Below are 22,023 nucleotides of genomic sequence, written 5' to 3' on the forward strand. Positions count from 1 at the left end.
AGGTACTACTGGGGACTTGAGGACTTGTCCGAGGGTTCAAAAAAAATGGCCGCCCGGCGGGGCGGCCATGTCTGCGGCGCGGCTTTCAGAAGCGCAGGCGGAGCAGGCGCAGGCCGTTGAACACCACCAGCAGGCTGGCGCCCATGTCGGCGAACACCGCCATCCACAGTGTGCCCATGCCGGCCAGGGTGAGGGCCAGGAATACAGCCTTGATGCCCAGCGCCAGGCTGATGTTCTGCACCAGCACGGCGTGGGTGCGGCGCGACAGGCGGATGAACTGCGGCAGCTTGCGCAGGTCGTCGTCCATCAGCGCCACGCCGGCGGTCTCGATGGCCGTGTCGGTGCCCGCCGCGCCCATGGCGAAGCCGATGTCGGCGCGGGCCAGGGCCGGAGCGTCGTTGATGCCGTCGCCGACCATGCCCACTCGCGCGCCACCGGCCTGGTGCTGTTCGACCTCGCGCAGCTTGTCCTCGGGCAGCAGGTTGCCGCGGGCCTGGTCGATGCCCACCTGGGCGGCGATGGCGGCAGCGGTGTGCGGGTTGTCGCCGGTCAGCATCAGCGTTTTCACACCCAGGCCGTGCAGCTCGGCGAGGGCTTCGCGGCTGGTCTGCTTGACCGCGTCGGCCACGGCGAACAGGGCCAGCGGGCCTTCGTCGTCGAGCAGGACGATGACGGTCTTGCCCTGTTGCTCCAGGGCGTCGAGGCGTGCTTCCAGCGCCGCCGAGCACAGCCCCAGTTCCTCCACCAGGCGATGGTTGCCCAGGTGGTGCAGGCGGCCGTCGACCACGCCCTTCACGCCGCGGCCAGGGATGGCCTCCAGCGCGTCGACGCCGTACAGCGCCAGGCCGTCGGCTTCGGCGGCGCGGGCCACGGCCTGGGACACCGGGTGGTCGGAACGTGCCGCCAGGCTCGCGGCCAGCAGCCGGGCGCGCGCCTCGTCGCCGCGCAGGCCGTGGAAGTCGGTCTGCCTCGGGCGGCCTTCGGTGAGGGTGCCGGTCTTGTCCAGGGCCAGCCATTGCAGCTGGCGGCCCAGTTCGAGGAACACCCCGCCCTTGATCAGGATGCCGGCGCGCGCCGCCGCCGACAGGCCGCTGACGATGGTCACAGGAGTGGAGATCACCAGCGCGCAGGGGCAGGCGATCACCAGCAGCACCAGGGCGCGGTACACCCAGTCGAGCCAGGCGCCGCCGAAGGCCAGCGGCGGGATCAGCGCGGTGGCGATGGCGATGAGGATCACGACTGGCGTGTAGATGCGTGCGAACTGGTCGACGAAGCGCTGCGTCGGCGCCCGCGAGCCCTGGGCTTGCTCCACGGCGTGGATGATCCGCGCCAGGGTGCTGTCGTCGGCGCCGCGGCTCACCGCATATTCCAGCGCGCCCTCGCCATTGATGCTGCCGGCGAACAGGGCTTCGCCGGCCTGTTTCTCCACCGGCAGGCTCTCGCCGGTGATGGGCGCCTGGTTGACGCTGGAGCGGCCCTCGACCACCTCGCCGTCGAGGGCGATGCGTTCTCCGGGGCGCACACGCACGCGCTCGCCCACGGCCACCGACTTGGCCGGCACGTCCCGCCACTGCCCGTCGCGCAGCACCGTGGCTTGTTCCGGGGCCAGTTGCAGCAGGCCGCGGATGGCGCTGCGCGCGCGTTCCAGGGAGCGCGCCTCGATCAGCTCGGCGATGGCGAACAGCACCGCGACCATGGCCGCTTCCGGCCACTGGCCGATGAGCATGGCGCCGGTCACGGCGATGCTCATCAGCGCGTTGATGTTCAGGTCGCGGTTCTTCAGGGCGATCCAGCCCTTGCGGTAGGTCGGCAGGCCGGCGCCGAGGATGGCCGCCAGCGCCAGGGCTGCCACCAGCCACTGCGGGCCGAGGGCGAACCACTCGCAGACTTCCGCGGCCAGCGCCAGCACCCCGGCCAGGGCCAGCGGCCACCAGGGCTTGTGCTTGCCTGGGGCGCTGGTGAGTGGCTGGCCATCCTCCACGGCCTCGGCCTCCATGCCCAGGGAGGCGACCAGCTTCTGCAGCGGCTCCAGGCTGTCGAAGCGGTGCTGCACCTTGAGCAGGCGCTGCATCAGGTTGAACTCCAACTGCTCCACCGCCGGCAGCTTGCCCAGGGCGTCGCGCAGCAGGCGCTCCTCGGTGGGGCAGTCCATGGCCTCGATGCGCAGGCTGCTCCAGCGCAGCTCACCGGTGGCGGCGGCCGCGGCGGCGCCCAGCGCCGGTTCGGCGTGGCGCGGGCGCTCGTGGTGGTGGTCATGCCCATGCTCGTGTTCATGGCGATGCACGGCGGCGGGGGCGTGGTCGTGGCAGCAGGGCCCGCATCCAGGCTGGCGGCTGTTGGCGTCGGTCATCAGGTCGTTTCCCATTTGACGGTATGCTTGCGATTGCACACCCTGTAGCAACTACAGAGTCAAGCGGTTCCGGGAGGGAAGGGCGATGAAGATCGGTGAACTGGCGAAACTGACCGGCTGCCCGGTGGAGACCATCCGCTACTACGAGCGCGAGGGCCTGCTGCCGGAGCCGGCGCGCACCGGCGGCAACTACCGGCAATACGACAACGCCCACGTCGAGCGGCTGTCGTTCATCCGCCACTGCCGCTCGCTGGACATGACCCAGGAGGAAATCCGCATCCTCCTCGGCCTGCGCGACCGCCCCGAGTCCGACTGCGGCACCGCCAACCGGCTGATCGACGAGCACCTGCACCACGTGGAAGTGCGTATCGCCGAACTGCAGTCGCTGCGCCAGCAACTGCAGGACCTGCGCGCCCGCTGCAGCGGCAGCGGCAACAGCGAGGACTGCGGCATCCTCCGCGAACTGCAGCTACCCGCCGAACCCTCGGCGGTGCCGGAAGCCTGCGCCGAGGCCGGGCACCTGCACGTGCCCGGGGTGCATGGCCGGCATTGAGAGAACGCGGCAGATGCTCTGCTCGCCGTAGGGCTCCGTTCGCGACAGCCACGTCATACCCCTGTAGGAGCGCGCCCTGCGCGCGAAATCGCGGGCAGGGCCCGCTCCTACAGCAGTCAGGAATGGCTCGGCTCTTCCTTGTGCCCCGTCAGCTCATGCAGGTACTTGCGCGACAGCTGCAGGAAGCGCGGGGTAGGGCCGACGTCCTCGTAGAGCGGGTCGCCCTGTTCGTCCAGCGCCACCACCTTCTGCCCCTTCACGTAGGGGAAGCTCGCCTCCAGTTCTTCCAGGGCCGAGCCGACCAGCTCGCCGAGCAGTTCCTCGACGCTGCGCTTGGGGTACATGTCGTGCAGCGCGGCCAGGCGCGCGGCGGTTTCCACGTCCAGCGGGATGCTGTAGCTGTGGCTGGTCATGCGCCCCCTGGCGTTCTGTTCCCAATGGCGTACCAGATCGCGGATCTTCATGTTCACCTCATGGGCCGGCTCGTGGCCGGCGGGGAGACGGCCCTTTTGGAGCCGCCGGGAAGAATTTCCCGAATCCTTCGGGATCACATCTAGCCTAGACGCTGTCGGAGCAGGATCGCGGGCGTTCGTCGCACGCTTGTCAGTGAGTGTCGCCAGGCGGCACTGTAAGAGAATCCAGACACGGAGAACCCCCATGGCGGATATCGACGCGCGCCTGCGCGAGGACGTGCACCTGCTGGGCGAACTGCTCGGGCAGACCATCCGCAGCCAGTACGGCCAGGCCTTCCTCGACAAGGTCGAGCTGATCCGCCAGGGCGCCAAGGCGGCGCGGCGCGGTTCGGCCGAAGGCGCGCGGCAGCTGGCGGCGGCCCTCGACGGCCTGGGCGAGGACGAGCTGCTGCCGGTGGCGCGGGCCTTCAACCAGTTCCTCAACCTGGCCAACATCGCCGAGCAGTACCACCGCATCCGTCGCCGCGGGCCGAAGGAGCCGCAGCCCTTCGAGCAGCGCGTGCTCGGCGAGCTGCTGGGGCGCCTGCGCAAGGCCGGCGTGGAGCCGGCGGAGCTGGCGCGCCAGGTGGCGCAGCTGGACATCGAGCTGGTGCTCACTGCGCACCCCACCGAAGTGGCGCGGCGTACCCTGATCCAGAAATACGACGCCATGGCCGCGCAACTGGCGGCCAAGGACCACACCGACCTGCTCCCCGAAGAGCGCGAGCAGGTGGACACGCGCCTGCGCCGGCTGGTGGCCGAGGCCTGGCACACCGACGAGATCCGCCGCACCCGGCCAACGCCGGTGGACGAGGCCAAGTGGGGCTTCGCGGTGATCGAGCATTCCCTCTGGCACGCCGTGCCCGACTTCCTCCGCCACGTCGACGAGACCCTGCAAAGCTGCACCGGCCAGCGCCTGCCGCTGCAGGCCGCGCCCATCCGCTTCGCCTCCTGGATGGGCGGCGACCGCGACGGCAACCCCAACGTCACCGCCACCGTCACCCGCGAGGTGCTGCTGCTGGCGCGCTGGATGGCCGCCGACCTCTACCTGCGCGACGTCGACAGCCTGGCCGCCGACCTCTCCATGCAGCAGGCCAGCGAGGAACTGCTGGCGGAAACCGGCGAGGTGGCCGAACCCTACCGCGCCCTGCTCAAGCAACTGCGCGAACGCCTGCGCGCCACGCGGGCCTGGGCCCAGCGCGCGCTGAGCGAAGACGAGGTTGCACCCGAGGCGGTGCTGCAGGACAACCGCGAGCTGCTGGCGCCGCTGGAGCTGTGCCACCGCTCGCTGCACGCCTGCGGCATGGGCGTGATCGCCGACGGCGCGCTGCTCGACAGCCTGCGCCGCGCCGCCACCTTCGGCCTGTTCCTGACGCGCCTGGACATCCGCCAGGACTCCGGCCGCCACGCCGCCGCCCTGAGCGAAATCACCGAGTACCTGGGCCTGGGCCGCTACCAGGAGTGGGACGAGGCGGTGCGCCAGGAATTCCTCCTGGAGGAGCTGGGCAACCATCGCCCGCTGCTGCCGGCGGACTACCAGGCCAGCGCCGACACCGACGAAGTCCTGGCCACCTGCCGCGTGGCGGCTGCCGCGCCGGCGGCCTCGCTGGGTTCCTACGTCATCTCCATGGCCGGCCAGCCGTCCGACGTGCTGGCGGTGCAACTGCTGCTCAAGGAGTGCGGGTTGCGCCGGCCGCTGCGCGTGGTGCCACTCTTCGAAACCCTCGACGACCTGGACAACGCCGGCCCCTGCATCGACCGCCTGCTCGGCCTGGACGCCTACCGCGAAGCTCTGGCCGGGCCGCAGGAAGTGATGATCGGCTACTCCGACTCGGCCAAGGACGCCGGCACCCTGGCCGCCGCCTGGGCGCAATACCGCGCCCAGGAAGCACTGGTGGACATCTGCCGCGCCCATGGCGTCGAGCTGCTGCTGTTCCACGGCCGCGGCGGCACCGTCGGGCGCGGCGGCGGCCCGGCCCACGCGGCCATCCTCTCGCAGCCGCCGGGCTCGGTGGCGGGGCGCTTCCGCACCACCGAACAGGGCGAGATGATCCGCTTCAAGTTCGGCCTGCCCGGCATCGCCCGGCAGAACCTCGACCTCTACCTGGCCGCGGTATTGGAGGCCACGCTGCTGCCGCCACCGGCGCCGGAGCCGGCCTGGCGCGAGGAAATGCAGCGCCTGGCTGCCGATTCCCTGGCCGCCTACCGCCAGGTGGTGCGCGAGACGCCGCAGTTCGTCGACTACTTCCGCGAGGCCACGCCGGAACAGGAACTCGGCCGCCTGCCCCTGGGCAGCCGCCCGGCCAAGCGCCGCCAGGGCGGCATCGAGAGCTTGCGGGCCATCCCGTGGATCTTCGCCTGGACGCAGACGCGGCTGATGCTGCCGGCTTGGCTGGGCTGGGAGACCGCGTTGTTCAACGCCATCGACCGCGGCGAGGGCAGCCTGCTGCAGCGCATGCGCGAGCAGTGGCCGTTCTTCCGCGCGCGCATCGACATGCTGGAGATGGTCCTGGCCAAGGCCGACGGTGAGATCGCCCAACTCTACGACGAACGTCTGGTGCAATCGGAACTGCGACCATTAGGTGCGCATTTACGCGACCTATTGTCGCAGGCGCTGCGCGTGGTTCTCGGCCTGACCGGTCAGCAGCGCCTGCTGGCGCAGGCCACAGAGACGCGCGAATCCATCGCCGTGCGCAACATCTACCTGGACCCGCTGCACCTGCTCCAGGCGGAGCTGCTGGCCCGTTCCAGACGCTGCGAGGGCGAGGCCTGCGGCGGTCTGGAACAGGCCCTGCTGGTGACGGTGGCGGGCATCGCCGCGGGGCTGCGCAACACCGGTTGAGCGGCCCCGGCCACGACTTTCCGGTGGCTTGTGCGCTCAGGGTGCGCTGTGTATCTTGATCAGCCTTTCGGCGTATTCCTGCGCCATTTCAAGCATGTTCAGATAGGCCCCATAAGGCAGATCCGGGATTTCGCTTTCAACAAGACTAAGGAGCATATCGATGCGTGTGATTCTGCTCGGGGCGCCCGGTGCCGGCAAAGGTACTCAGGCTCGCTTCATCACCGAGAAGTTCAGCATTCCGCAGATCTCCACCGGGGACATGCTGCGCGCAGCGGTCAAGGCCGGCACCGAGCTGGGCCTGCAGGCCAAGAGCGTGATGGATGCCGGCGGCCTGGTTTCGGATGACCTGATCATCAACCTGGTCAAGGAGCGCATCGCCCAGCCCGATTGCGCCAACGGCTTCCTGTTCGACGGTTTCCCGCGCACCATTCCCCAGGCCGAGGCCATGAAGGAAGCCGGCGTGAGCATCGACCACGTGATCGAGATCGCCGTCGACGACGAAGAGATCGTCAGCCGCATGGCCGGCCGCCGCGTGCACCCGGCCTCCGGCCGCGTGTACCACGTCGAGCACAACCCGCCGAAGGTCGCCGGCAAGGACGACGTCACCGGCGAAGACCTGATCCAGCGCGACGACGACCGCGAAGAGACCGTGCGCCACCGCCTGTCGGTCTACCACACCCAGACCAAGCCGCTGGTCGACTTCTACCAGAAGCTGGCCGCCGTCGAAGGCACCCCGAAGTACAGCCGCGTCGAAGGCGTCGGCTCGGTGGACCAGATTACCGCCAAGGTCCTGGCCGCGCTCAGCTGAGTCGCCGCCCGACCTGCACCAGAGGCCCGCTTGCGGGCCTTTGGCGTTTATAATGCCCGCCCTTTTTCAGCTTGCCGGAAGACCCCGATGCCCACCCTGCTGGCCCTGGACACCTCCACCGAAGCCTGTTCCGTCGCCCTGCTGCACGACGGCCGGCGTTTCAGCCGCCACGAGGTGATCCCGCGGCTGCATGCCAAGCGCCTGCTGCCGATGGTGCAGGAGCTGCTCGACGAGGCCGGCATCGCCCTGGCCGCGGTGGACGCCATTGCCTTCGGCCGCGGCCCCGGCGCCTTCACCGGCGTGCGCATCGCCATCGGCGTGGTGCAGGGCCTGGCCTTCGCCCTGGACAAGCCGGTGTTGCCGATCTCCGACCTCGCGGTGCTGGCCCAGCGGGCCCACCGCGAGCACGGCGCCAGCCAGGTGGCGGCCGCCATCGACGCGCGCATGGACGAGGTCTACTGGGGTTGCTACCGCCTGGAGCAGGGCGAGATGCGCCTGGCCGGCGCCGAGGCGGTGCTGCCGCCGGAAAAGGTGGCGCTGCCGCGCGATGCCGAGGGCGACTGGTTCGGCGCCGGCACCGGCTGGGGCTACTGCGAGCGCCTGGCGGTGAAGGTGCAGGCCGAGGACGCCAGCCTGCTGCCCAACGCCGGAGACCTGCTGGACCTGGCGCTGTTCGCCTGGGAACGCGGCGATGCCGTGCCGGCGGACCAGGCGCAGCCGGTCTACCTGCGCGACAACGTGGCCACGCCCAAGGCCGGCTGACCGGCGATTGCCAAGCCCCTGGACGCTCGCTAGAGTGAAATCCTCATCCGCTGAGCCCTGAACATGCGCATCGACGGCCTGTCCAGCTACTCCATCACGCCCGACTCCGGCAGCCGCCCCGGCACCGCGGTCACGCCCTATCGCGAGGTCATGCGCGAGGCCGAGGCGCGTCGCGAGCAGCCGGCCTCGGTGGCCGCCAGCCAGGGCCTGGAGCAGCAGGCGCAGACGCGCTACGTGGAGCCGGGCAACGCCGGCAGCGGCAGCCTGCCCATCGTCCTCAGCGACGTCCTGGCCTACCAGCGTCCGGTCAGCAACCGCGCCGCCCAGGCCCTGGCCAGCTACAGCAGCACCGCCAACCTGCCGCTGGGCGGCTACGACGCCCCGGAAGTGCTGGGCATCGACCTCTACGCCTGATGGGCCTGCCGTACTACCTGGGCTGCCCGTCGTGGAACGAGCCCGCCTGGCGCGGCAGCTTCTACCCCGCCGACCTGCGCCCGGCCGACACCCTGGGCTTCTACAGCCAGGTGTTCAACGCGGTGGAGGGCAACACCACCTTCTATGCCCGGCCCAGCGCCGACACGTTGCAGCGCTGGGCGCAGACCATGCCGGCGGACTTCCACTTCTGCGCCAAGCTGCCCCGCGACATCAGCCACGAAGGTGATTTGCGCGAGCAGTTCGGCGCCACACGCGACTTCCTCGACCTGCTGGCGCCGCTGGGCACCCGGGTGAGCCCGCTGTGGCTGCAGCTTTCCGCCGGCTTCGGCCCGCAGCGCCTGGGCGAGCTGGCCGCCTGGCTGGACGAGTTCGGCGCCCGGCGCATCGCCGTGGAAGTGCGCCACCCGGCATTCTTCGAAAAGGGCGAGGAGGAGCGGGTGCTCAACCGCCTGCTCCACGAGCGCGGCGTGGAGCGCATCTGCCTGGATTCGCGGGCGCTGTTCGCCTGCCAGTCCGACGACCCGGCGGTGCGCCATGCGCAGTCGAAGAAACCGAGGATTCCGGTGCGCCCGGCGGCCTTCAGCGACAGCCCGCAGGTGCGCTTCATCGGCGGGCCGGACCTGGACGCCAACCAGGCCTACCTGACGCCCTGGGTGGACAAGGTGGCCGGCTGGATCGAGGACGGCCTGACGCCTCACGTGTTCCTCCACACCCCGGACAACCACCGCGCCGCCGAACAGGCACAGCGCTTCCACGCCCTGCTGGCCGAGCGCCTGCCGAGCCTGCCGGTGCTACAGCTGCCGCAGCCGGAAGTGGAGCAACTGGGCCTGCTCTGAGGCCGCGGTTGCGCTAACCTGCAAGCTCCCATTCGCACGGAGAGCGCCCCCATGACCACCCAACACGAACGCGGCCTGGCCTTCCAGGCCCTGCACCGGCGCGACGGCCTGTTCGTCCTGCCCAACCCCTGGGACGCCGGCTCGGCGAAAATGCTCGCCGGGCTGGGCTTCGAGGCCCTGGCCACCACCAGCGCCGGCCTGGCCTTCGCTCTCGGCCGCTGCGACGCCGAAGGCGAGGTGAGCCGCGAGGAAGCCCTGGCCAATGCCCGCGCCATCGTCGAAGCAACGCCGCTGCCGGTGGCCGCCGACCTGGAGAACGGCTACGGCGACGCGCCCGAGGACTGCGTGGCGACCATCCGCCTGGCCGCCAGCATCGGCCTGGTGGGCGGCTCCATCGAGGACGCCACTGGCCGCCCGGACGATCCCATCTATCCCTTCGAACTGGCGGTGGAACGCGTGCGCGCGGCGGTGCAGGCCGCGCACTCGCTGGAATTCCCCTTCACCCTGGCGGCCCGCGCGGAGAACCTGCTGCACGGCCGCGACGACCTGGACGACACCATCCGCCGCCTGGTGGCCTTCGCCGAGGCCGGTGCCGACGTGCTCTACGCGCCCGGGCTGACCACCCGCGAGCAGATCGACGCGGTGGTACGCGCGGTGGCGCCGCGGCCGGTGAACGTGCTGGTCGGCTCGCCGGCCCTGCAACTGTCGCTGAGCGACCTGGCTGAACTCGGCGTGAAGCGCGTCAGCCTGGGTTCGTCGCTGGCTCGGGTGGCCTATGGCGCTTTCTTTCACGCCGCCAGCGAACTGGCCGGCGGGCGCCTGGAGGCGACCCAGGAAGGCATGCCCTTCGCCCGCCTCAATGCGCTGTTCCGGCGCTGAGCCGGGGCCTGCGGTAGAATCGGCGCTTTTGCACCGGATCGACCCGCATGAGCGCCAGCGCAGACACTCCCCGCATCATCGTCCAGGCCCTGCAGCCCCACTACCGCGAAGCCGCCGGACAATGGGCCCGGCGTCTGGGCCTGGAACTGGCGGAGGAGGGCGCGGCGGACTTCGCCCTGCAACTGGGCGAGCAGGGCCTGCAACTACTGCAACTGGGCCCGGACTCGCCGGGCCCGGTGCGCGTGGACTTCCTCGAAGGCGCCGCCGCCCACCGCCGCCAGTTCGGCGGCGGCAGCGGGCAGATGATCGCTAAGGCGGTGGGCGTGCAGCCGGGCGTGCGCCCGCAGGTGCTCGACGCCACCGCCGGCCTGGGCCGCGACGCCTTCGTCCTCGCCACCCTGGGCTGCGAGATGCAGCTGATCGAACGCCAACCGCTGATCGCCGCCCTGCTGGAAGATGGCCTGGCCCGCGCGGCGCGAGACCTGGAAGTGGCGCCGATAGTGGCGCGCATGCAACTGCACCAGGGCAACGCCATCGACCTGATGGGCGCCTGGCAGGGCGAAGCGCCCCAGGTGATCTACCTCGACCCCATGTTCCCGCACCGCGACAAGAGCGCCCTGGTGAAAAAGGAAATGCGCCTGTTCCGCCCCCTGGTGGGCGACGACATGGACGCCCCGGCGCTGCTCCAGGCGGCCCTGGCCCTGGCCAGCCACCGCGTGGTGGTCAAGCGCCCGCGCAAGGCGCCGATCATCGAGGGCGCCAAGCCGAGCTACAGCCTGGAAGGGAAGTCGAGCCGGTATGACATCTATCCGTTGAAGTCCCTGAAGCCCTGAGCAGGGGGCTTTTCGTAGGAGCGAGGGGGGCGTCGCGAACAATGGTGTCAGGCCTTGCTCCAGAGCGAGGTCGAAGTCCGTCCCCTCTCCCCAGCCCTCTCCCTGAAGGGAGAGGGGGCTTGTCTGTGCCGAGAGAAGGAGTGGTTTCAGCCGGAACCGCTGGAGTTGCCGGCGAACTCCAGAACATCCGTGTCTGCCCAACGGTCCCCTCTCCCTTCAGGGAGAGGGTTAGGGAGAGGGGCGGAGCCGAGCCAAGACACCGTAGCCACCGGGGAACCCCCTTCGCGAGCAAGCTCGCTCCTACAGGAGAAGCGCCCACGGCATAGGCCTCAAGGCCGATATGCCCGCAAAAACAACTCCACCACCTCCTGCACATGCCTTTCGCTCTCCTCCAGCGGCGGCCGCTCGACGCAGCCGATCAGCAGGCGGAAGTGCAGGCAGCCCTGCACCAGCATCAAAAAATGCTCGGCGGCGTTGCGTGCGTCGCCCTCGCGCAGTTCGCCCTTGCGCTGGGCCTGGGCGATCAGCCGTTGCATCTGGTCCAGCACGCGCTGCGGGCCGGCGTCGAAGAACATCTGCGACAGCGCCGGGTTCTGCCCGCCCTGGGCGATCATCAGGCGGCTCAGGGCGATGGCCTCGGGGCTGTTGATCAGGCGGTTGAAGCCGCGCGCGATGTTCAGCAGCAGCTCGCGGGTGGGCGCGTCGGCCGGCGGTTCGTGGAACAGCTCCGGCACCTGCTCGGCGCACTTGGCCTGCACCGCCTCGCAGAACAGCGTCTCCTTGTCGGTGAAATGGCTGTACACGGTGAGCTTGGAAACCCCGGCCTCGGCGGCGATGGCTTCCATGCTGCTGCCGTCGTAGCCGTTGCGGACGAACAGCTCCTTGGCGGCTTCGAGGATCGCCTGGCGCTTGGCCGGGTCCTTGGGGCGGCCGGGGCCGGTGGGGGTAGTGGGCTGGGACATGTTATTTACACTTCAAATACTGGACTGGTCGGTTTTGTATTCTTACTATACCGCCGAGTATAAGAATTCAACTGCGTTTTGCGAAAGGTCATACATCATGTTCCGCCATGCCTTGTCCGTCGCTGTCCCTCTCGCCTTCTCCCTGACCCTTGCCGCCTGCGGCAACGGCGAGCCGGCCAAGCCGGCGCTGCGCCCGGCCATGGTCGTGCAGCCGCAGTTGGCGCGTTCGGTCACCGAGGCCTACCCGGGCGAGGTGCGCGCCCGCCACGAGCCGGAGCTGGCGTTCCGCATCGGCGGCAAGGTGGCCAAGCGACTGGTGGAGACCGGCGAGCGCGTGCGCCGCGACCAGCCGCTGGCCGAACTCGACCCCGAGGACGTGCGCCTGCAGCTGGAGGCCAACCGCGCCCAGGTCGCCGCCGCCGAGGCCAACCTGCAGACCGTGCGTTCGGAATATCAGCGCTACAAGGTGCTGCTGGAGCGCAAGCTGGTCAGCCAGTCGCAGTTCGACAACATCGAGAACACCTACCGCGCCGGCGAGGCGCGCATGAAGCAGGTGCGCGCCGAGTACGACGTGGCGCGCAACCAGGCCGACTACGCCGTGCTGCGCGCGCCGCAGGACGGGGTGATCTCGGCGCGGCGCGTCGAAGTGGGGCAGGTGGTGGCCGCCGGGCAGACGGTCTTCACCCTGGCTGCCGATGGTGACCGCGAAGTGCTGATCAGCTTCCCCGAACACGCCATCGAGCGCTTCCGCATCGGCGAGGGCGTCAGCGTCGAGCTGTGGTCGCAGCCGGACAAGCGCTTCAGCGGGCATATCCGCGAGCTGTCGCCGGCCGCCGACCCACAGTCGCGCACCTTCGCCGCGCGGGTGGCCTTCGACGATGCCAAGGTGCCGGCCGAACTGGGCCAGAGCGCCCGGGTGTACATCCACAGTGAGGGCGCCGTGCCCCTGGCTGTGCCGCTGGCGGCGGTGAGCGCCGAGGGCGGCCAGCCGTTCGTCTGGGTGGTCGACCCGAAGGATGCCAGCCTGCACCGCCGGCCGGTGCGCATCGGGCCTTACACCGAGGACCGGGTGCCGGTGCTCGAAGGGCTGCAGCCCGACGACTGGGTGGTCGCCGCGGGCGTCCAGGTATTGCGCGAAGGCCAGCAGGTACGCCCGGTCGACCGCGAGAACCGTTCGGTCAAGCTGCTGGCGAAGGAGTGACGCAGGATGCGCTTCAACCTCTCCGCCTGGGCCCTGCAGAACCGACCGATCGTACTTTTCCTGATGCTGCTGCTGGGCATCGCCGGGGCGCTGTCCTACACCAAGCTCGGCCAGAGCGAGGACCCGCCCTTCACCTTCAAGGCCATGGTGGTGAAGACCAACTGGCCCGGCGCCACCGCCGAGGAAGTCTCGCGCCAAGTCACCGAGCGCATCGAGAAGAAGCTGATGGAGACCGGCGACTACGACCGCATCGTCTCCTTCTCGCGCCCGGGCGAGTCGCAGGTGACCTTCGTCGCCCGCGAGGACTTCAAGTCCAGGGACATCCCCGAGCTGTGGTACCAGATCCGCAAGAAGGTCAGCGACATCCGCTACACCCTGCCGCAGGGCATCCAGGGGCCGTTCTTCAACGATGAGTTCGGCACCACCTTCGGCAACATCTACGCGCTGTCCGGCAAGGGCTTCGACTACGCGGTGCTGAAGGACTACGCCGACCGCATCCAGCTGCAGCTGCAGCGCATCAAGGACGTCGGCAAGGTCGAGCTGGTCGGCCTGCAGGACGAGAAGATCTGGATCGACCTGTCGAACACCAAGCTGGCCACCCTCGGCCTGCCCCTGGCGGCGGTGCAGAAGGCCCTGGAGGAGCAGAACGCGGTGAGCGCCACCGGTTTCTTCGAGACCGCCAGCGACCGCGTGCAGCTGCGGGTGTCCGGGCGCTTCGATTCGGTGGAGGACATCCGCCAGTTCCCCATCCGCGTGGGCGACCGCACCTTCCGCATCGGCGACGTGGCCGAGGTGCACCGCGGCTTCAACGACCCGCCGGCGCCGCGCATGCGCTTCATGGGCGAGGACGCCATCGGCATCGCCGTGGCGATGAAGGACGGCGGCGACATCCTGGTGCTGGGCAAGGCGCTGGAAAACGAGTTCCACCGCCTGCAGCAGAACCTGCCGGCGGGCATGGAGCTGCGCAAGGTGTCGGACCAGCCGGCCGCCGTGCGCGAAGGCGTGGGCGAGTTCGTCCGGGTGCTGGCCGAGGCGCTGGTCATCGTGCTGCTGGTGAGCTTCTTCTCCCTGGGCCTGCGCACCGGCCTGGTGGTGGCGCTGTCGATCCCGCTGGTGCTGGCGATGACCTTCGTCTGCATGCGCTACTTCGACATCGGCCTGCACAAGATTTCCCTCGGCGCGCTGGTGCTGGCGCTGGGCTTGCTGGTGGACGACGCCATCATCGCCGTGGAGATGATGGCGGTGAAGATGGAGCAGGGCTACGACCGCCTCAAGGCGGCCAGCTTCGCCTGGACCAGCACCGCCTTCCCGATGCTCACCGGCACCCTGGTGACCGCCGCCGGCTTCCTGCCGATCGCCACCGCGCAGTCGGGCACCGGCGAATACACCCGCTCGCTGTTCCAGGTGGTGACCATCGCGCTGCTGGTGTCCTGGGTGGCCGCGGTGATGTTCGTGCCCTACCTGGGCGCCAAGCTGCTGCCGGATCTGGCCAAGCGCCATGCGGAAAAGCACGGCGGCAGCGACAAGGGCCACGACCCTTACTCGACGGGCTTCTACCAGCACTTCCGGCGCCTGGTGGAGTGGTGCGTGCGCCACAACAAGGCGGTGATCGTCCTGACCCTTCTGGCCTTCGTCGGCTCCATCGCCGCCTTCCGCCTGATACCGCAGCAGTTCTTCCCGCCGTCGGTGCGCCTGGAGCTGCTGGTGGACCTGAAGCTGGCCGAGGGCGACTCGCTGGCCGCCACCGCCGAGCAGGTCAAGCGCCTGGAGAAGCTGCTCGCCGAGCATCCGGGCATCGAGAACTACGTGGCCTACGTCGGCACCGGCTCGCCGCGCTTCTACCTGCCGCTGGACCAGCAGCTGCCGGCGGCGAGCTTCGCCCAGTTCGTGGTGCTGGCCAAGGACCTGAAGGGCCGCGAGGAGGTGCGCCAGTGGCTGATCCAGCGCATGGCCGAGGACTTCCCCACGCTGCGCAGCCGCATCAGCCGCCTGGAGAACGGTCCGCCGGTGGGCTACCCGGTGCAGTTCCGGGTGTCCGGCGAGCACATCCAGCAAGTGCGTGAGCTGGCGCGCAAGGTCGCGGCGAAGATGCGCGAGAACCCCCACGTGGTGAACGTGCACCTGGACTGGGAGGAGCCGAGCAAGGTCATCCGCCTCAACCTCGACCAGGACCGCGCCCGCGCCCTGGGCGTGAGCACCCAGGACGTCTCGCAGTTCCTGCAGAGTTCGCTGACCGGCTCCACCGTCAGCTACTACCGCGAGGACAACGAGCTGATCGAGATCCTCCTGCGCGGCGACGCCCGCGAGCGCCAGGACCTGTCGCAGCTGCCGAGCCTGGCCATCCCCACCAACAACGGCCGCAGCGTGGCGCTGTCGCAGGTGGCGACCCTGGAGTACGGCTTCGAGGAAGGCATCATCTGGCGGCGCAACCGCCTGCCGACGGTGACCGTGCGCGCGGACATCTACGACGACTCGCTGCCGGCCACCCTGGTCAAGCAGATTTCCCCGACCCTCGAGCCGATCCGCGCCGAACTGCCGGACGGCTACCTGCTGGAAGTGGGCGGCACGGTGGAGGATTCGGCCAAGGGGCAGAACTCGGTGAACGCCGGTATCCCGCTGTTCCTGGTGGTGGTGATGACGCTGCTGATGATCCAGCTGCGCAGTTTCTCGCGCATGGCCATGGTGTTCCTCACCGCGCCCCTGGGGCTGATCGGCGTGACCCTGTTCCTGCTGGCGTTCCACAAGCCCTTCGGCTTCGTCGCCATGCTCGGCACCATCGCCCTGGCCGGGATGATCATGCGCAACTCGGTGATCCTGGTGGACCAGATCGAGCAGGACATCGCTCACGGCCTGGACCGCTGGCACGCCATCATCGAGGCCACGGTGCGGCGCTTCCGCCCCATCGTGCTGACCGCGCTGGCGGCGGTGCTGGCGATGATCCCGCTGTCGCGCAGCGCGTTCTTCGGGCCGATGGCGGTGGCCATCATGGGCGGGCTGATCGTCGCCACGGCGCTGACGCTGCTGTTCCTGCCGGCGCTGTATGCGGCCTGGTTCAGGGTGAAGCAGGAACCTGCGTAGGGCGTATGACCGTTCGCGGTCATACGCCCTAGGGTCCGGGACCACCCTGTAGGAGCGAGCTTGCTCGCGAACGGTACTTGCAGCCACAACACCGCAGGATGGCGCCTACCTTCCAGGCTACTCAGGACAGCTCCCTCTCCCTTCAGGGAGAGGGTTGGGGAGAGGGAGCGGAGTCACCTGATACAACGATGTAACCGGAAAAACACCCTTCGCGAGCAAGCTCGCTCCTACGAGTTCCGCGGGCCTCAGAGCGCCCCAAAAACCTTCTTCGCCAAACTGGTAGCCGCCCCCGCCGGATTCTCCCGAATCCCCTTCTCCTGCTGGGCGATCACCTTGAACAGCCCATCCAGCGCCTGCTCGGTAACATAGCCCTCGACATTCGCATCCTTGGCATCGACCACGCCAAAAGCCGCGGCCTGGCTGGCAAAGGCGTTGTACTGCTTGGCCAGGCCGACCTTGTCGGTGGCCTGCTTGACGATCGGCAGGAAGCGCTGGCGCAACTGCTCGCGGCTGCTGCGTTCCAGGTACTGGGTGGCGGAATCGTCGCCGCCGGCGAGGATGCCCTTGGCGTCCTGCACGGTCATCTTCTTCACCGCATCCACCAGCAGCGTCTGGGCCTGCGGCACGGCGGCCTCGGCGGCCTGGTTCATGCTGGCTTCCAACTGGTCGACCTGGGCGCCCATGCCGAATTGCTTCATCACCTTGGCGGCCTTGCCCAGCTTGCCCGGCAGCTCGATGCGCACGGCCGGATCGTTCGTGAAGCCGCCGGGCTTGCCCAACTGCTTGACCGCGATCTGCGCGCCCTGGCTCAGGGCATCCTTGAGGCCGCCGCTGGCATCGGTCTGGCTGAGGTTGGCGAGGGACAGGGCGAAGGCATTGGCGGACAGCAGGGCGCCGGCCAGCAGGGCGGTGAAACGCAGCATCGGGATTCCTTGTGGGGCAGGGCGAAACCTTCGCCGAGCGTCTCGGCGAAGGAAGAAGGGGCAAGCTTAGCGAGGCCGGGCCGGCAACGGAACCGGCCGCAGGAGGACGGATCAGCGCACCGCGTCGACGCGGATGCGCAGCGGCTGCGGATCGCTGCCGTCGAGCTTGACGCTGTGGCGCTCGGTGCTGATGAACAGCAGCTTGCCGGCATTCTCGATACGCGCGCTGACCGCATAGCTATGGCCGGGCTGGACCCGCTGCGGGTCGTAATCGAGCTTGAAGGCCACCGGCACCTGCTGCCCGCCGGGCAGCGTCTGCGAAGCCAGCTCCACGGCCGGCGCATCGGCCAGGGAAACATCCTGCAGGCTCACCGAAACCTGCGCACCCGGCGGCAGCGCGATGCGCTGCAGATAGAACACCTCGCCACTGAGCGAAGCGCTCTGCGAAGGCGAATTCGAGGCGCAGGCGGCAAGCACGCCGGTCATGAACAGGAGGGGGAGGGCGGTGAGCTTCATCGACGGATTCCTTCCGGATAGAACGGGCGTCATCCGACACAGCTTAGGCGCAAAGGTTGCGAGAGGGGTTGTAAGCGGAGGTTTCGCTGATCTGCAGCAAGCAGCCCCGCCGTTGCGGCGGGGCTGGGGGTTCAGGACGCGTCGACGGCTGGCGCGGCAGTTGGGCGTTCGAGCGCGACCTGCCGAATCGACAACCGGATCTCCGCCGGCAGCACACGCTTGGCCGCGCCTTCGACCACTTCGCCCAGTTTCTCGTGGTAGCTCAGCTTGTCTTCTTCATCCTTGCGCAGCACGCGCTGGTCGAGCAGGGCCTGGATGAAGTTGCGGAACAGTGTCTTGTCGAAGAATTCCGGGGCGTTCAGGCCGTGGAGGATGGACAGGCGCTGGGCCATGACGGTGCACAGGTTCTCCAGTTCCTCGGCGCTGAGCTGGCGTTGCCCGGCGTTGAGCAGCAGGGCGATGGCCATGTAGAAGCGCTGCAGGGTCTGGGTGATGGCGCGGGCCAGCAGGGTCAGCAGCACGTATTCGCGCGAGCTGGGCGCCGGGCGCACGTAGGCGTCGCCGTCCTGTTTCAGCAGGTTCTGCTCCACCAGCGCGGCCAGCCACTGGTCGACCACGGCGTCGAGCTGGTCCAGGTCCCAGCGGATGAACAGTTCCTGTTGCAGGAAGGGGTAGAGCGCGCGGGTGTAGTTGAGCAGCTGTTCGCGGCTGATCCGCGCGTTGCTCTGGAAGAAGCTGGCGATCAGCGCCGGCAGGGCGAATACGTGCAGGACGTTGTTGCGGTAGTAGGTCATGAGGACGGCGTTCTGCTCGTCCAGGTAGAGGATGCGGCCCAGGGCGTCCTTCTGTTCGGCGAGCAGGTTCATGCTCTTCACGTATTCGATCAGCGCCTTGCCGTCGCCGTCGGGCAGGGTGGCGCTGGGCGAGTAGGGCACCTTGCGCAGCAGCGCCAGGTACAGGTCCAGCACGCGTTCCAGGGCGCGTTCGTCCAGGGCCAGGCGGCTGGTGGAGAGCAGCGCCAGGGCCACCAGGTTGACCGGGTTGATCGCCGCCGCGTCGTTGAGGTGGCGGGCCACTTCGCGGGCCAGTTGGTTGGTGGCTTCCGGTAGCCAGGCCGGGCGGTATTCCGGGCCGAGTTCCTGCTTGCGCCAGCCAGGCTCGTGCTGTTCGAGGAAGCTGTCCAGGTGGATCGGCTCGCCGAAGTTCACCCACACCTGGCCGAAGCGCTGGCGCAGCGCGCCCACCACCTTGAACAGGTCGAAGATGGATTCCTTCTTCTTCGCCGCGCCGCGTAGCTCGCCCAGGTAGGTGCGGCCTTCCAGAACGCGCTCGTAGCCGATGTACACCGGCACGAAGACGATCGGCCGGCGCGAGTCGCGCAGGAAGCTGCGCAGGGTGATGGCGAGCATGCCGGTGCGCGGGTGGAGCATGCGCCCGGTGCGCGAGCGCCCGCCCTCGACGAAGTATTCGGTGGAGAAACCGCGGCTGAACAGGGTGTGCAGGTATTCGTTGAACACCGCGGTGTACAGCTGGTTGCCCTTGAAGCTGCGGCGCATGAAGAAGGCCCCGCCGCGGCGCAGGATGGAGCCGACCACCGGCATGTTGAGGTTGATGCCGGCGGCGATGTGCGGCGGCGTCAGGCCGTTGCGGAACAGCAGGTAGGACAGCAGCAGGTAGTCGATGTGGCTGCGGTGGCAGGGCACGTAGACGATCTCGTGGCCCTGGGCGACGTCCTGCACGCGCTCGATGTGGTTGACCCGCACGCCTTCGTAGAGCTTGTTCCAGAACCAGGTGAGGGTGACTTCGAGGAAGCGGATCACCGGGTAGGACACGTCCGCGGCGATCTCGTTGGCGTAGCGCAGGGCCAGGGCCTCGGCCTTTTCCGTGGAGATGTGCTGTGTCTCGATCTCTTCCTGGATGGCCTGGCGCACCAGGGGCGCGCGCAGCAGGCCTTTGACCAGGGTGCGGCGGTGCGAGAGGTCCGGGCCGATGACCGCGGTCTTCTGGTTGCGGAAGTGCACCCGCAGGATGCGCTGGACCATGCGCTGGGTGCGCTCCTGGCCCTTGCCCTGGTCGACCAGCTCGCGCAGGTGGATGGGCGCGGAGAACTGCACGCGCGTCTTGCGCCCGAGGATGAGGATGCGTGCCAGCTTGCGCAGGCGCCCGGTCACCGCCCAGTTGTCGGCGAACAGCAGCTTCCAGGCGCTCTTCTCGCTGTCCGGCGACTGCCCCCAGAACACGCTGACCGGGACGATCTGCGCGTCGTCCACGCCGTTCTGGCCGATGGCCGCGAGCATGCGCATCAGCGCCGGCGGCGCGCCGCGCTTGTCCTGGCGGCCGAGCCAGTCGGGCTCCGGCGTCAGGTAGAAGAAGGCCGCCGGCTCGACGCTGCTGCCCACCGCCACCGGCATCACCGGGCGCGGCAGGCCGGCCTTGCGGCACTCCGTGTCGACTACCGCCAGGTCGCTCACCGAAGGCTGCTGCAGCACGTAGAGCACCGGCTTGCTGCGGTCGATCTTCAGGCTCAGGGACGACTGGTTGATGGTTTCCGAGCGCACCCAGAGGTAGAGCAGGCGGCGCAGGACGCCAAAGCCGAAGCGGCGGAACGGGTAACGGGGCATACGGGCTCGCAGGCAGTTGAACGGGGCTCGGTGGCGACCAAGCGGACGCTAGTGTGCCGCAACGCTACGGCAGGCAAAAGGGTGGGACGGCAGCCTGGAAGCATGCTATGACCTCCGCTCGGCTGCTTTCGATGTAGGAATAGGACCGCATTCCTAAATAAATTTTCATGCACGGCAGTGTACTTTTTCGTCACAGTCTCCACCTTGCACTGCCGTCCGTCGGTTCATATATTCCCGGCGGCATTTTGTGGGAGCTCGTCTGCCCCGTGTGTTCCGAGTTCGCGGCGGGCTCTTGGCGCAACGGTGAGAGAAATGATCGAAATAAGCAGACTCACGAAGCGATTCGCGCAGCACACCGCGGTGGACGACCTGTCGTTCAGTGTGCAACCGGGGGAAGTCCTGGGCTTTCTCGGCCCCAACGGCGCCGGCAAGTCCACCACCATGAAGATGCTCACCGGGTTCCTCGCGCCCACCTCGGGCACCGCGAGCATCCACGGTTTCGACATCCAGACGCAGACCCTGCAGGCCCAGCGCCTGATCGGCTACCTGCCCGAGGGCGCGCCCTGCTACGGCGACATGCGCGTGCGCGGCTTCCTCGAATTCATCGCCGAGGTCCGCGGCTACCGCGGCGCGCAGAAGCGCGAGCGGGTGGCGCGGGTGGTCGAGCAGCTGGAGCTGGAGCCTGTCCGCGAGCAGTCCATCGAAACCCTCTCCAAGGGCTTCAAGCGCCGCGTCGGCGTGGCCCAGGCGATCCTCCACGACCCGCGGGTGCTGATCCTCGACGAGCCCACCGACGGCCTGGACCCGAACCAGAAGCATCAGGTCCGCGAGCTGATCCGCGGCCTGGCCCGCGAGCGCATCGTCATCATCTCCACCCACATCCTCGAAGAGGTCACCGCAGTCTGCACCCGCGCCGTGGTGATCGCCAACGGCCGCCTGCTGGCCGACGGCACGCCCTTCGAGCTGGAAAGCCGCTCGCGCTACCACCAGGCGGTGACCCTGGTCGCCGATGGCGAGCTGGACCGCGCGGCCCTGGCCGCATTGCCGGGCGTGGCGGCGCTGGAAGAGAACCCGCTGGAGCACAGCCTGACGCTGTTGGCCAGGCCCGGCGAGGTGATCTTCCCGCAGGTGAATGCGCTGATCGCCGAGCGCGGCTGGCGCATCCGCGAGCTGGACGTGGAGCGCGGCCGCCTCGACGAGGTGTTCCGCAGCCTGACCAGGGGGGAAGCGGCATGAAGCAGTTGCCGGTGGTCTTCAAGCGCGAGCTGGCGAGCTACTTCGCCACCCCGCTGGCCTACGTGTTCATCGTCATCTTCCTGGTGCTGTCCGGGGTCTTCACCTTCTACCTGGGCAATTTCTACGAGCGTAACCAGGCGGACCTGACGGCCTTCTTCAACTTCCACCCCTGGCTCTACCTGTTCCTCATCCCGGCACTGGCCATGCGCCTGTGGGCCGAGGAGCGCAAGTCCGGCTCCATCGAGCTGCTGATGACCCTGCCGATCACCCGCTTCGAGGCGGTCACCGGCAAGTTCCTCGCCGCCTGGGTGTTCGCCGGCATCGCGTTGCTGCTGACCTTCCCCATGGTGCTCACGGTCAACTACCTGGGCGAGCCGGACAACGGCGCCATCCTCGCCGGCTACCTCGGCAGCTGGCTGCTGGCCGGCGGCTACCTGGCCATCGGCTCGTGCATGTCGGCGCTGGCGAAGAACCAGGTGATCGCCTTCATCCTCGCCGTGGTGATGTGCTTCGTGTTCATCGTCAGCGGCTTCCCCCTGGTGCTCGACGCCTTCAATGCCTGGGCGCCGCAGTGGCTGCTGGATGCGGTGGCCTCGATGAGCTTCCTGACGCGCTTCGATGCGATCAGCAAGGGCGTCATCGACCTGCGCGACCTGCTGTTCTTCGCCAGCCTGATCGTCGCCTGGCTCGCCGCCACGGCGGTGGTGGTCGACCTGAAGAAAGCCGATTGAGGAAG

18 protein-coding genes are annotated in these 22,023 nt (G+C 68.7%); 12 read left to right on the forward strand and 6 right to left on the reverse strand.

What is annotated here, in order from left to right; all coding sequences use genetic code 11:
* Nucleotides 1-85: 85 nt before the first annotated feature.
* The gene (locus tag QSJ95_RS14215) at nt 86-2,350 is read right to left on the reverse strand and encodes a heavy metal translocating P-type ATPase (RefSeq protein WP_285643108.1); all 2,265 of its coding nucleotides are present in this window, start codon (nt 2,348-2,350) and stop codon (nt 86-88) included.
* Nucleotides 2,351-2,435: 85 nt separating this feature from the next.
* On the opposite strand from QSJ95_RS14215, the gene cadR reads away from it, so the two are divergent.
* Nucleotides 2,436-2,903, forward strand: coding sequence for a Cd(II)/Pb(II)-responsive transcriptional regulator (cadR, locus tag QSJ95_RS14220; RefSeq protein ID WP_074985207.1), 468 nt, complete (start codon nt 2,436-2,438; stop codon nt 2,901-2,903).
* Between the two features lie 116 nt (nt 2,904-3,019).
* Here cadR and QSJ95_RS14225 read toward each other — a convergent pair whose 3' ends face one another.
* A complete protein-coding gene (locus QSJ95_RS14225) occupies nt 3,020-3,367 on the reverse strand; it encodes a hypothetical protein (protein WP_009616546.1) in 348 nt (115 codons plus the stop codon).
* A 193-nt stretch (nt 3,368-3,560) separates the two neighbouring features.
* Between QSJ95_RS14225 and ppc the strand changes: the two genes are divergently transcribed.
* From ppc to QSJ95_RS14260, 7 genes are all read left to right on the forward strand, one after another.
* Nucleotides 3,561-6,197 (forward strand): phosphoenolpyruvate carboxylase, encoded by a 2,637-nt coding sequence (gene ppc, locus QSJ95_RS14230; RefSeq protein WP_285643112.1) that lies wholly within the window; start codon nt 3,561-3,563, stop codon nt 6,195-6,197.
* A 160-nt stretch (nt 6,198-6,357) separates the two neighbouring features.
* Nucleotides 6,358-7,005, forward strand: coding sequence for an adenylate kinase (gene adk / locus QSJ95_RS14235; RefSeq protein ID WP_285643114.1), 648 nt, complete (start codon nt 6,358-6,360; stop codon nt 7,003-7,005).
* An 87-nt stretch (nt 7,006-7,092) separates the two neighbouring features.
* The gene (gene tsaB, locus QSJ95_RS14240) at nt 7,093-7,767 is read left to right on the forward strand and encodes a tRNA (adenosine(37)-N6)-threonylcarbamoyltransferase complex dimerization subunit type 1 TsaB (protein WP_285643116.1); all 675 of its coding nucleotides are present in this window, start codon (nt 7,093-7,095) and stop codon (nt 7,765-7,767) included.
* 63 nt (nt 7,768-7,830) lie between these two features.
* On the forward strand, nt 7,831-8,181 hold the full coding sequence (locus QSJ95_RS14245; protein ID WP_009616550.1) for a hypothetical protein: 351 nt from the start codon (nt 7,831-7,833) through the stop codon (nt 8,179-8,181).
* Nucleotides 8,178-9,038: a DUF72 domain-containing protein gene (locus QSJ95_RS14250; RefSeq protein WP_285643257.1), complete on the forward strand. Its 861-nt coding sequence runs from the start codon at nt 8,178-8,180 to the stop codon at nt 9,036-9,038. The genes QSJ95_RS14245 and QSJ95_RS14250 overlap by 4 nt, the downstream gene beginning before the upstream one ends.
* Before the next feature lie 51 nt (nt 9,039-9,089).
* Nucleotides 9,090-9,917, forward strand: a complete 828-nt coding sequence (locus QSJ95_RS14255) for an isocitrate lyase/PEP mutase family protein (RefSeq protein WP_285643118.1) — start codon at nt 9,090-9,092, stop codon at nt 9,915-9,917.
* A 47-nt stretch (nt 9,918-9,964) separates the two neighbouring features.
* Nucleotides 9,965-10,750 (forward strand): class I SAM-dependent methyltransferase, encoded by a 786-nt coding sequence (locus QSJ95_RS14260; protein ID WP_285643120.1) that lies wholly within the window; start codon nt 9,965-9,967, stop codon nt 10,748-10,750.
* Between the two features lie 329 nt (nt 10,751-11,079).
* Here QSJ95_RS14260 and QSJ95_RS14265 read toward each other — a convergent pair whose 3' ends face one another.
* Nucleotides 11,080-11,712 carry a TetR/AcrR family transcriptional regulator gene (locus tag QSJ95_RS14265; protein ID WP_285643122.1) on the reverse strand — a complete coding sequence of 211 codons (633 nt, stop codon included), beginning with the start codon at nt 11,710-11,712 and terminating at the stop codon, nt 11,080-11,082.
* Between the two features lie 97 nt (nt 11,713-11,809).
* Between QSJ95_RS14265 and QSJ95_RS14270 the strand changes: the two genes are divergently transcribed.
* Nucleotides 11,810-12,913, forward strand: coding sequence for an efflux RND transporter periplasmic adaptor subunit (locus QSJ95_RS14270; RefSeq protein WP_009616555.1), 1,104 nt, complete (start codon nt 11,810-11,812; stop codon nt 12,911-12,913).
* A 6-nt stretch (nt 12,914-12,919) separates the two neighbouring features.
* Nucleotides 12,920-15,991: an efflux RND transporter permease subunit gene (locus tag QSJ95_RS14275; RefSeq protein ID WP_069863621.1), complete on the forward strand. Its 3,072-nt coding sequence runs from the start codon at nt 12,920-12,922 to the stop codon at nt 15,989-15,991.
* Nucleotides 15,992-16,236: 245 nt separating this feature from the next.
* Here the strand turns inward: QSJ95_RS14275 and QSJ95_RS14280 are convergent, their stop codons facing one another.
* The 3 genes from QSJ95_RS14280 to plsB all read right to left on the reverse strand — a co-directional run bounded on the left by QSJ95_RS14280 (nt 16,237) and on the right by plsB (nt 20,051).
* Nucleotides 16,237-16,914: a DUF4197 domain-containing protein gene (locus QSJ95_RS14280; protein WP_009616557.1), complete on the reverse strand. Its 678-nt coding sequence runs from the start codon at nt 16,912-16,914 to the stop codon at nt 16,237-16,239.
* A 111-nt stretch (nt 16,915-17,025) separates the two neighbouring features.
* Nucleotides 17,026-17,430 carry a YbaY family lipoprotein gene (locus tag QSJ95_RS14285; RefSeq protein WP_009616558.1) on the reverse strand — a complete coding sequence of 135 codons (405 nt, stop codon included), beginning with the start codon at nt 17,428-17,430 and terminating at the stop codon, nt 17,026-17,028.
* Between the two features lie 131 nt (nt 17,431-17,561).
* Nucleotides 17,562-20,051: a glycerol-3-phosphate 1-O-acyltransferase PlsB gene (gene plsB, locus QSJ95_RS14290; protein ID WP_285643127.1), complete on the reverse strand. Its 2,490-nt coding sequence runs from the start codon at nt 20,049-20,051 to the stop codon at nt 17,562-17,564.
* 312 nt (nt 20,052-20,363) lie between these two features.
* On the opposite strand from plsB, the gene QSJ95_RS14295 reads away from it, so the two are divergent.
* Both QSJ95_RS14295 and QSJ95_RS14300 read left to right on the forward strand, forming a co-directional pair.
* A complete protein-coding gene (locus tag QSJ95_RS14295) occupies nt 20,364-21,287 on the forward strand; it encodes an ABC transporter ATP-binding protein (protein WP_043318426.1) in 924 nt (307 codons plus the stop codon).
* The gene (locus tag QSJ95_RS14300; RefSeq protein ID WP_009616584.1) at nt 21,284-22,018 is read left to right on the forward strand and encodes an ABC transporter permease subunit; all 735 of its coding nucleotides are present in this window, start codon (nt 21,284-21,286) and stop codon (nt 22,016-22,018) included. The genes QSJ95_RS14295 and QSJ95_RS14300 overlap by 4 nt, the downstream gene beginning before the upstream one ends.
* Nucleotides 22,019-22,023 lie beyond the last annotated feature (5 nt).

Origin of the sequence: Pseudomonas sp. NBRC 100443, from assembly GCF_030268185.1 — a bacterium.
Lineage (GTDB): Bacteria > Pseudomonadota > Gammaproteobacteria > Pseudomonadales > Pseudomonadaceae > Pseudomonas > Pseudomonas citronellolis.

Coding starts and splice junctions, on each gene's coding strand:
- cadR (WP_074985207.1), top strand. CDS start 2,436: ATGAAGATCGGTGAACTGGCGAAACTGACCGGCTGCCCGGTGGAGACC.
- QSJ95_RS14255 (WP_285643118.1), top strand. CDS start 9,090: ATGACCACCCAACACGAACGCGGCCTGGCCTTCCAGGCCCTGCACCGG.
- QSJ95_RS14260 (WP_285643120.1), top strand. CDS start 9,965: ATGAGCGCCAGCGCAGACACTCCCCGCATCATCGTCCAGGCCCTGCAG.
- QSJ95_RS14265 (WP_285643122.1), bottom strand. CDS start 11,712: ATGTCCCAGCCCACTACCCCCACCGGCCCCGGCCGCCCCAAGGACCCG.
- QSJ95_RS14275 (WP_069863621.1), top strand. CDS start 12,920: ATGCGCTTCAACCTCTCCGCCTGGGCCCTGCAGAACCGACCGATCGTA.
- QSJ95_RS14300 (WP_009616584.1), top strand. CDS start 21,284: ATGAAGCAGTTGCCGGTGGTCTTCAAGCGCGAGCTGGCGAGCTACTTC.
- adk (WP_285643114.1), top strand. CDS start 6,358: ATGCGTGTGATTCTGCTCGGGGCGCCCGGTGCCGGCAAAGGTACTCAG.
- QSJ95_RS14215 (WP_285643108.1), bottom strand. CDS start 2,350: ATGACCGACGCCAACAGCCGCCAGCCTGGATGCGGGCCCTGCTGCCAC.
- QSJ95_RS14295 (WP_043318426.1), top strand. CDS start 20,364: ATGATCGAAATAAGCAGACTCACGAAGCGATTCGCGCAGCACACCGCG.
- QSJ95_RS14280 (WP_009616557.1), bottom strand. CDS start 16,914: ATGCTGCGTTTCACCGCCCTGCTGGCCGGCGCCCTGCTGTCCGCCAAT.
- QSJ95_RS14270 (WP_009616555.1), top strand. CDS start 11,810: ATGTTCCGCCATGCCTTGTCCGTCGCTGTCCCTCTCGCCTTCTCCCTG.
- tsaB (WP_285643116.1), top strand. CDS start 7,093: ATGCCCACCCTGCTGGCCCTGGACACCTCCACCGAAGCCTGTTCCGTC.
- plsB (WP_285643127.1), bottom strand. CDS start 20,051: ATGCCCCGTTACCCGTTCCGCCGCTTCGGCTTTGGCGTCCTGCGCCGC.
- ppc (WP_285643112.1), top strand. CDS start 3,561: ATGGCGGATATCGACGCGCGCCTGCGCGAGGACGTGCACCTGCTGGGC.
- QSJ95_RS14225 (WP_009616546.1), bottom strand. CDS start 3,367: ATGAAGATCCGCGATCTGGTACGCCATTGGGAACAGAACGCCAGGGGG.
- QSJ95_RS14245 (WP_009616550.1), top strand. CDS start 7,831: ATGCGCATCGACGGCCTGTCCAGCTACTCCATCACGCCCGACTCCGGC.
- QSJ95_RS14285 (WP_009616558.1), bottom strand. CDS start 17,430: ATGAAGCTCACCGCCCTCCCCCTCCTGTTCATGACCGGCGTGCTTGCC.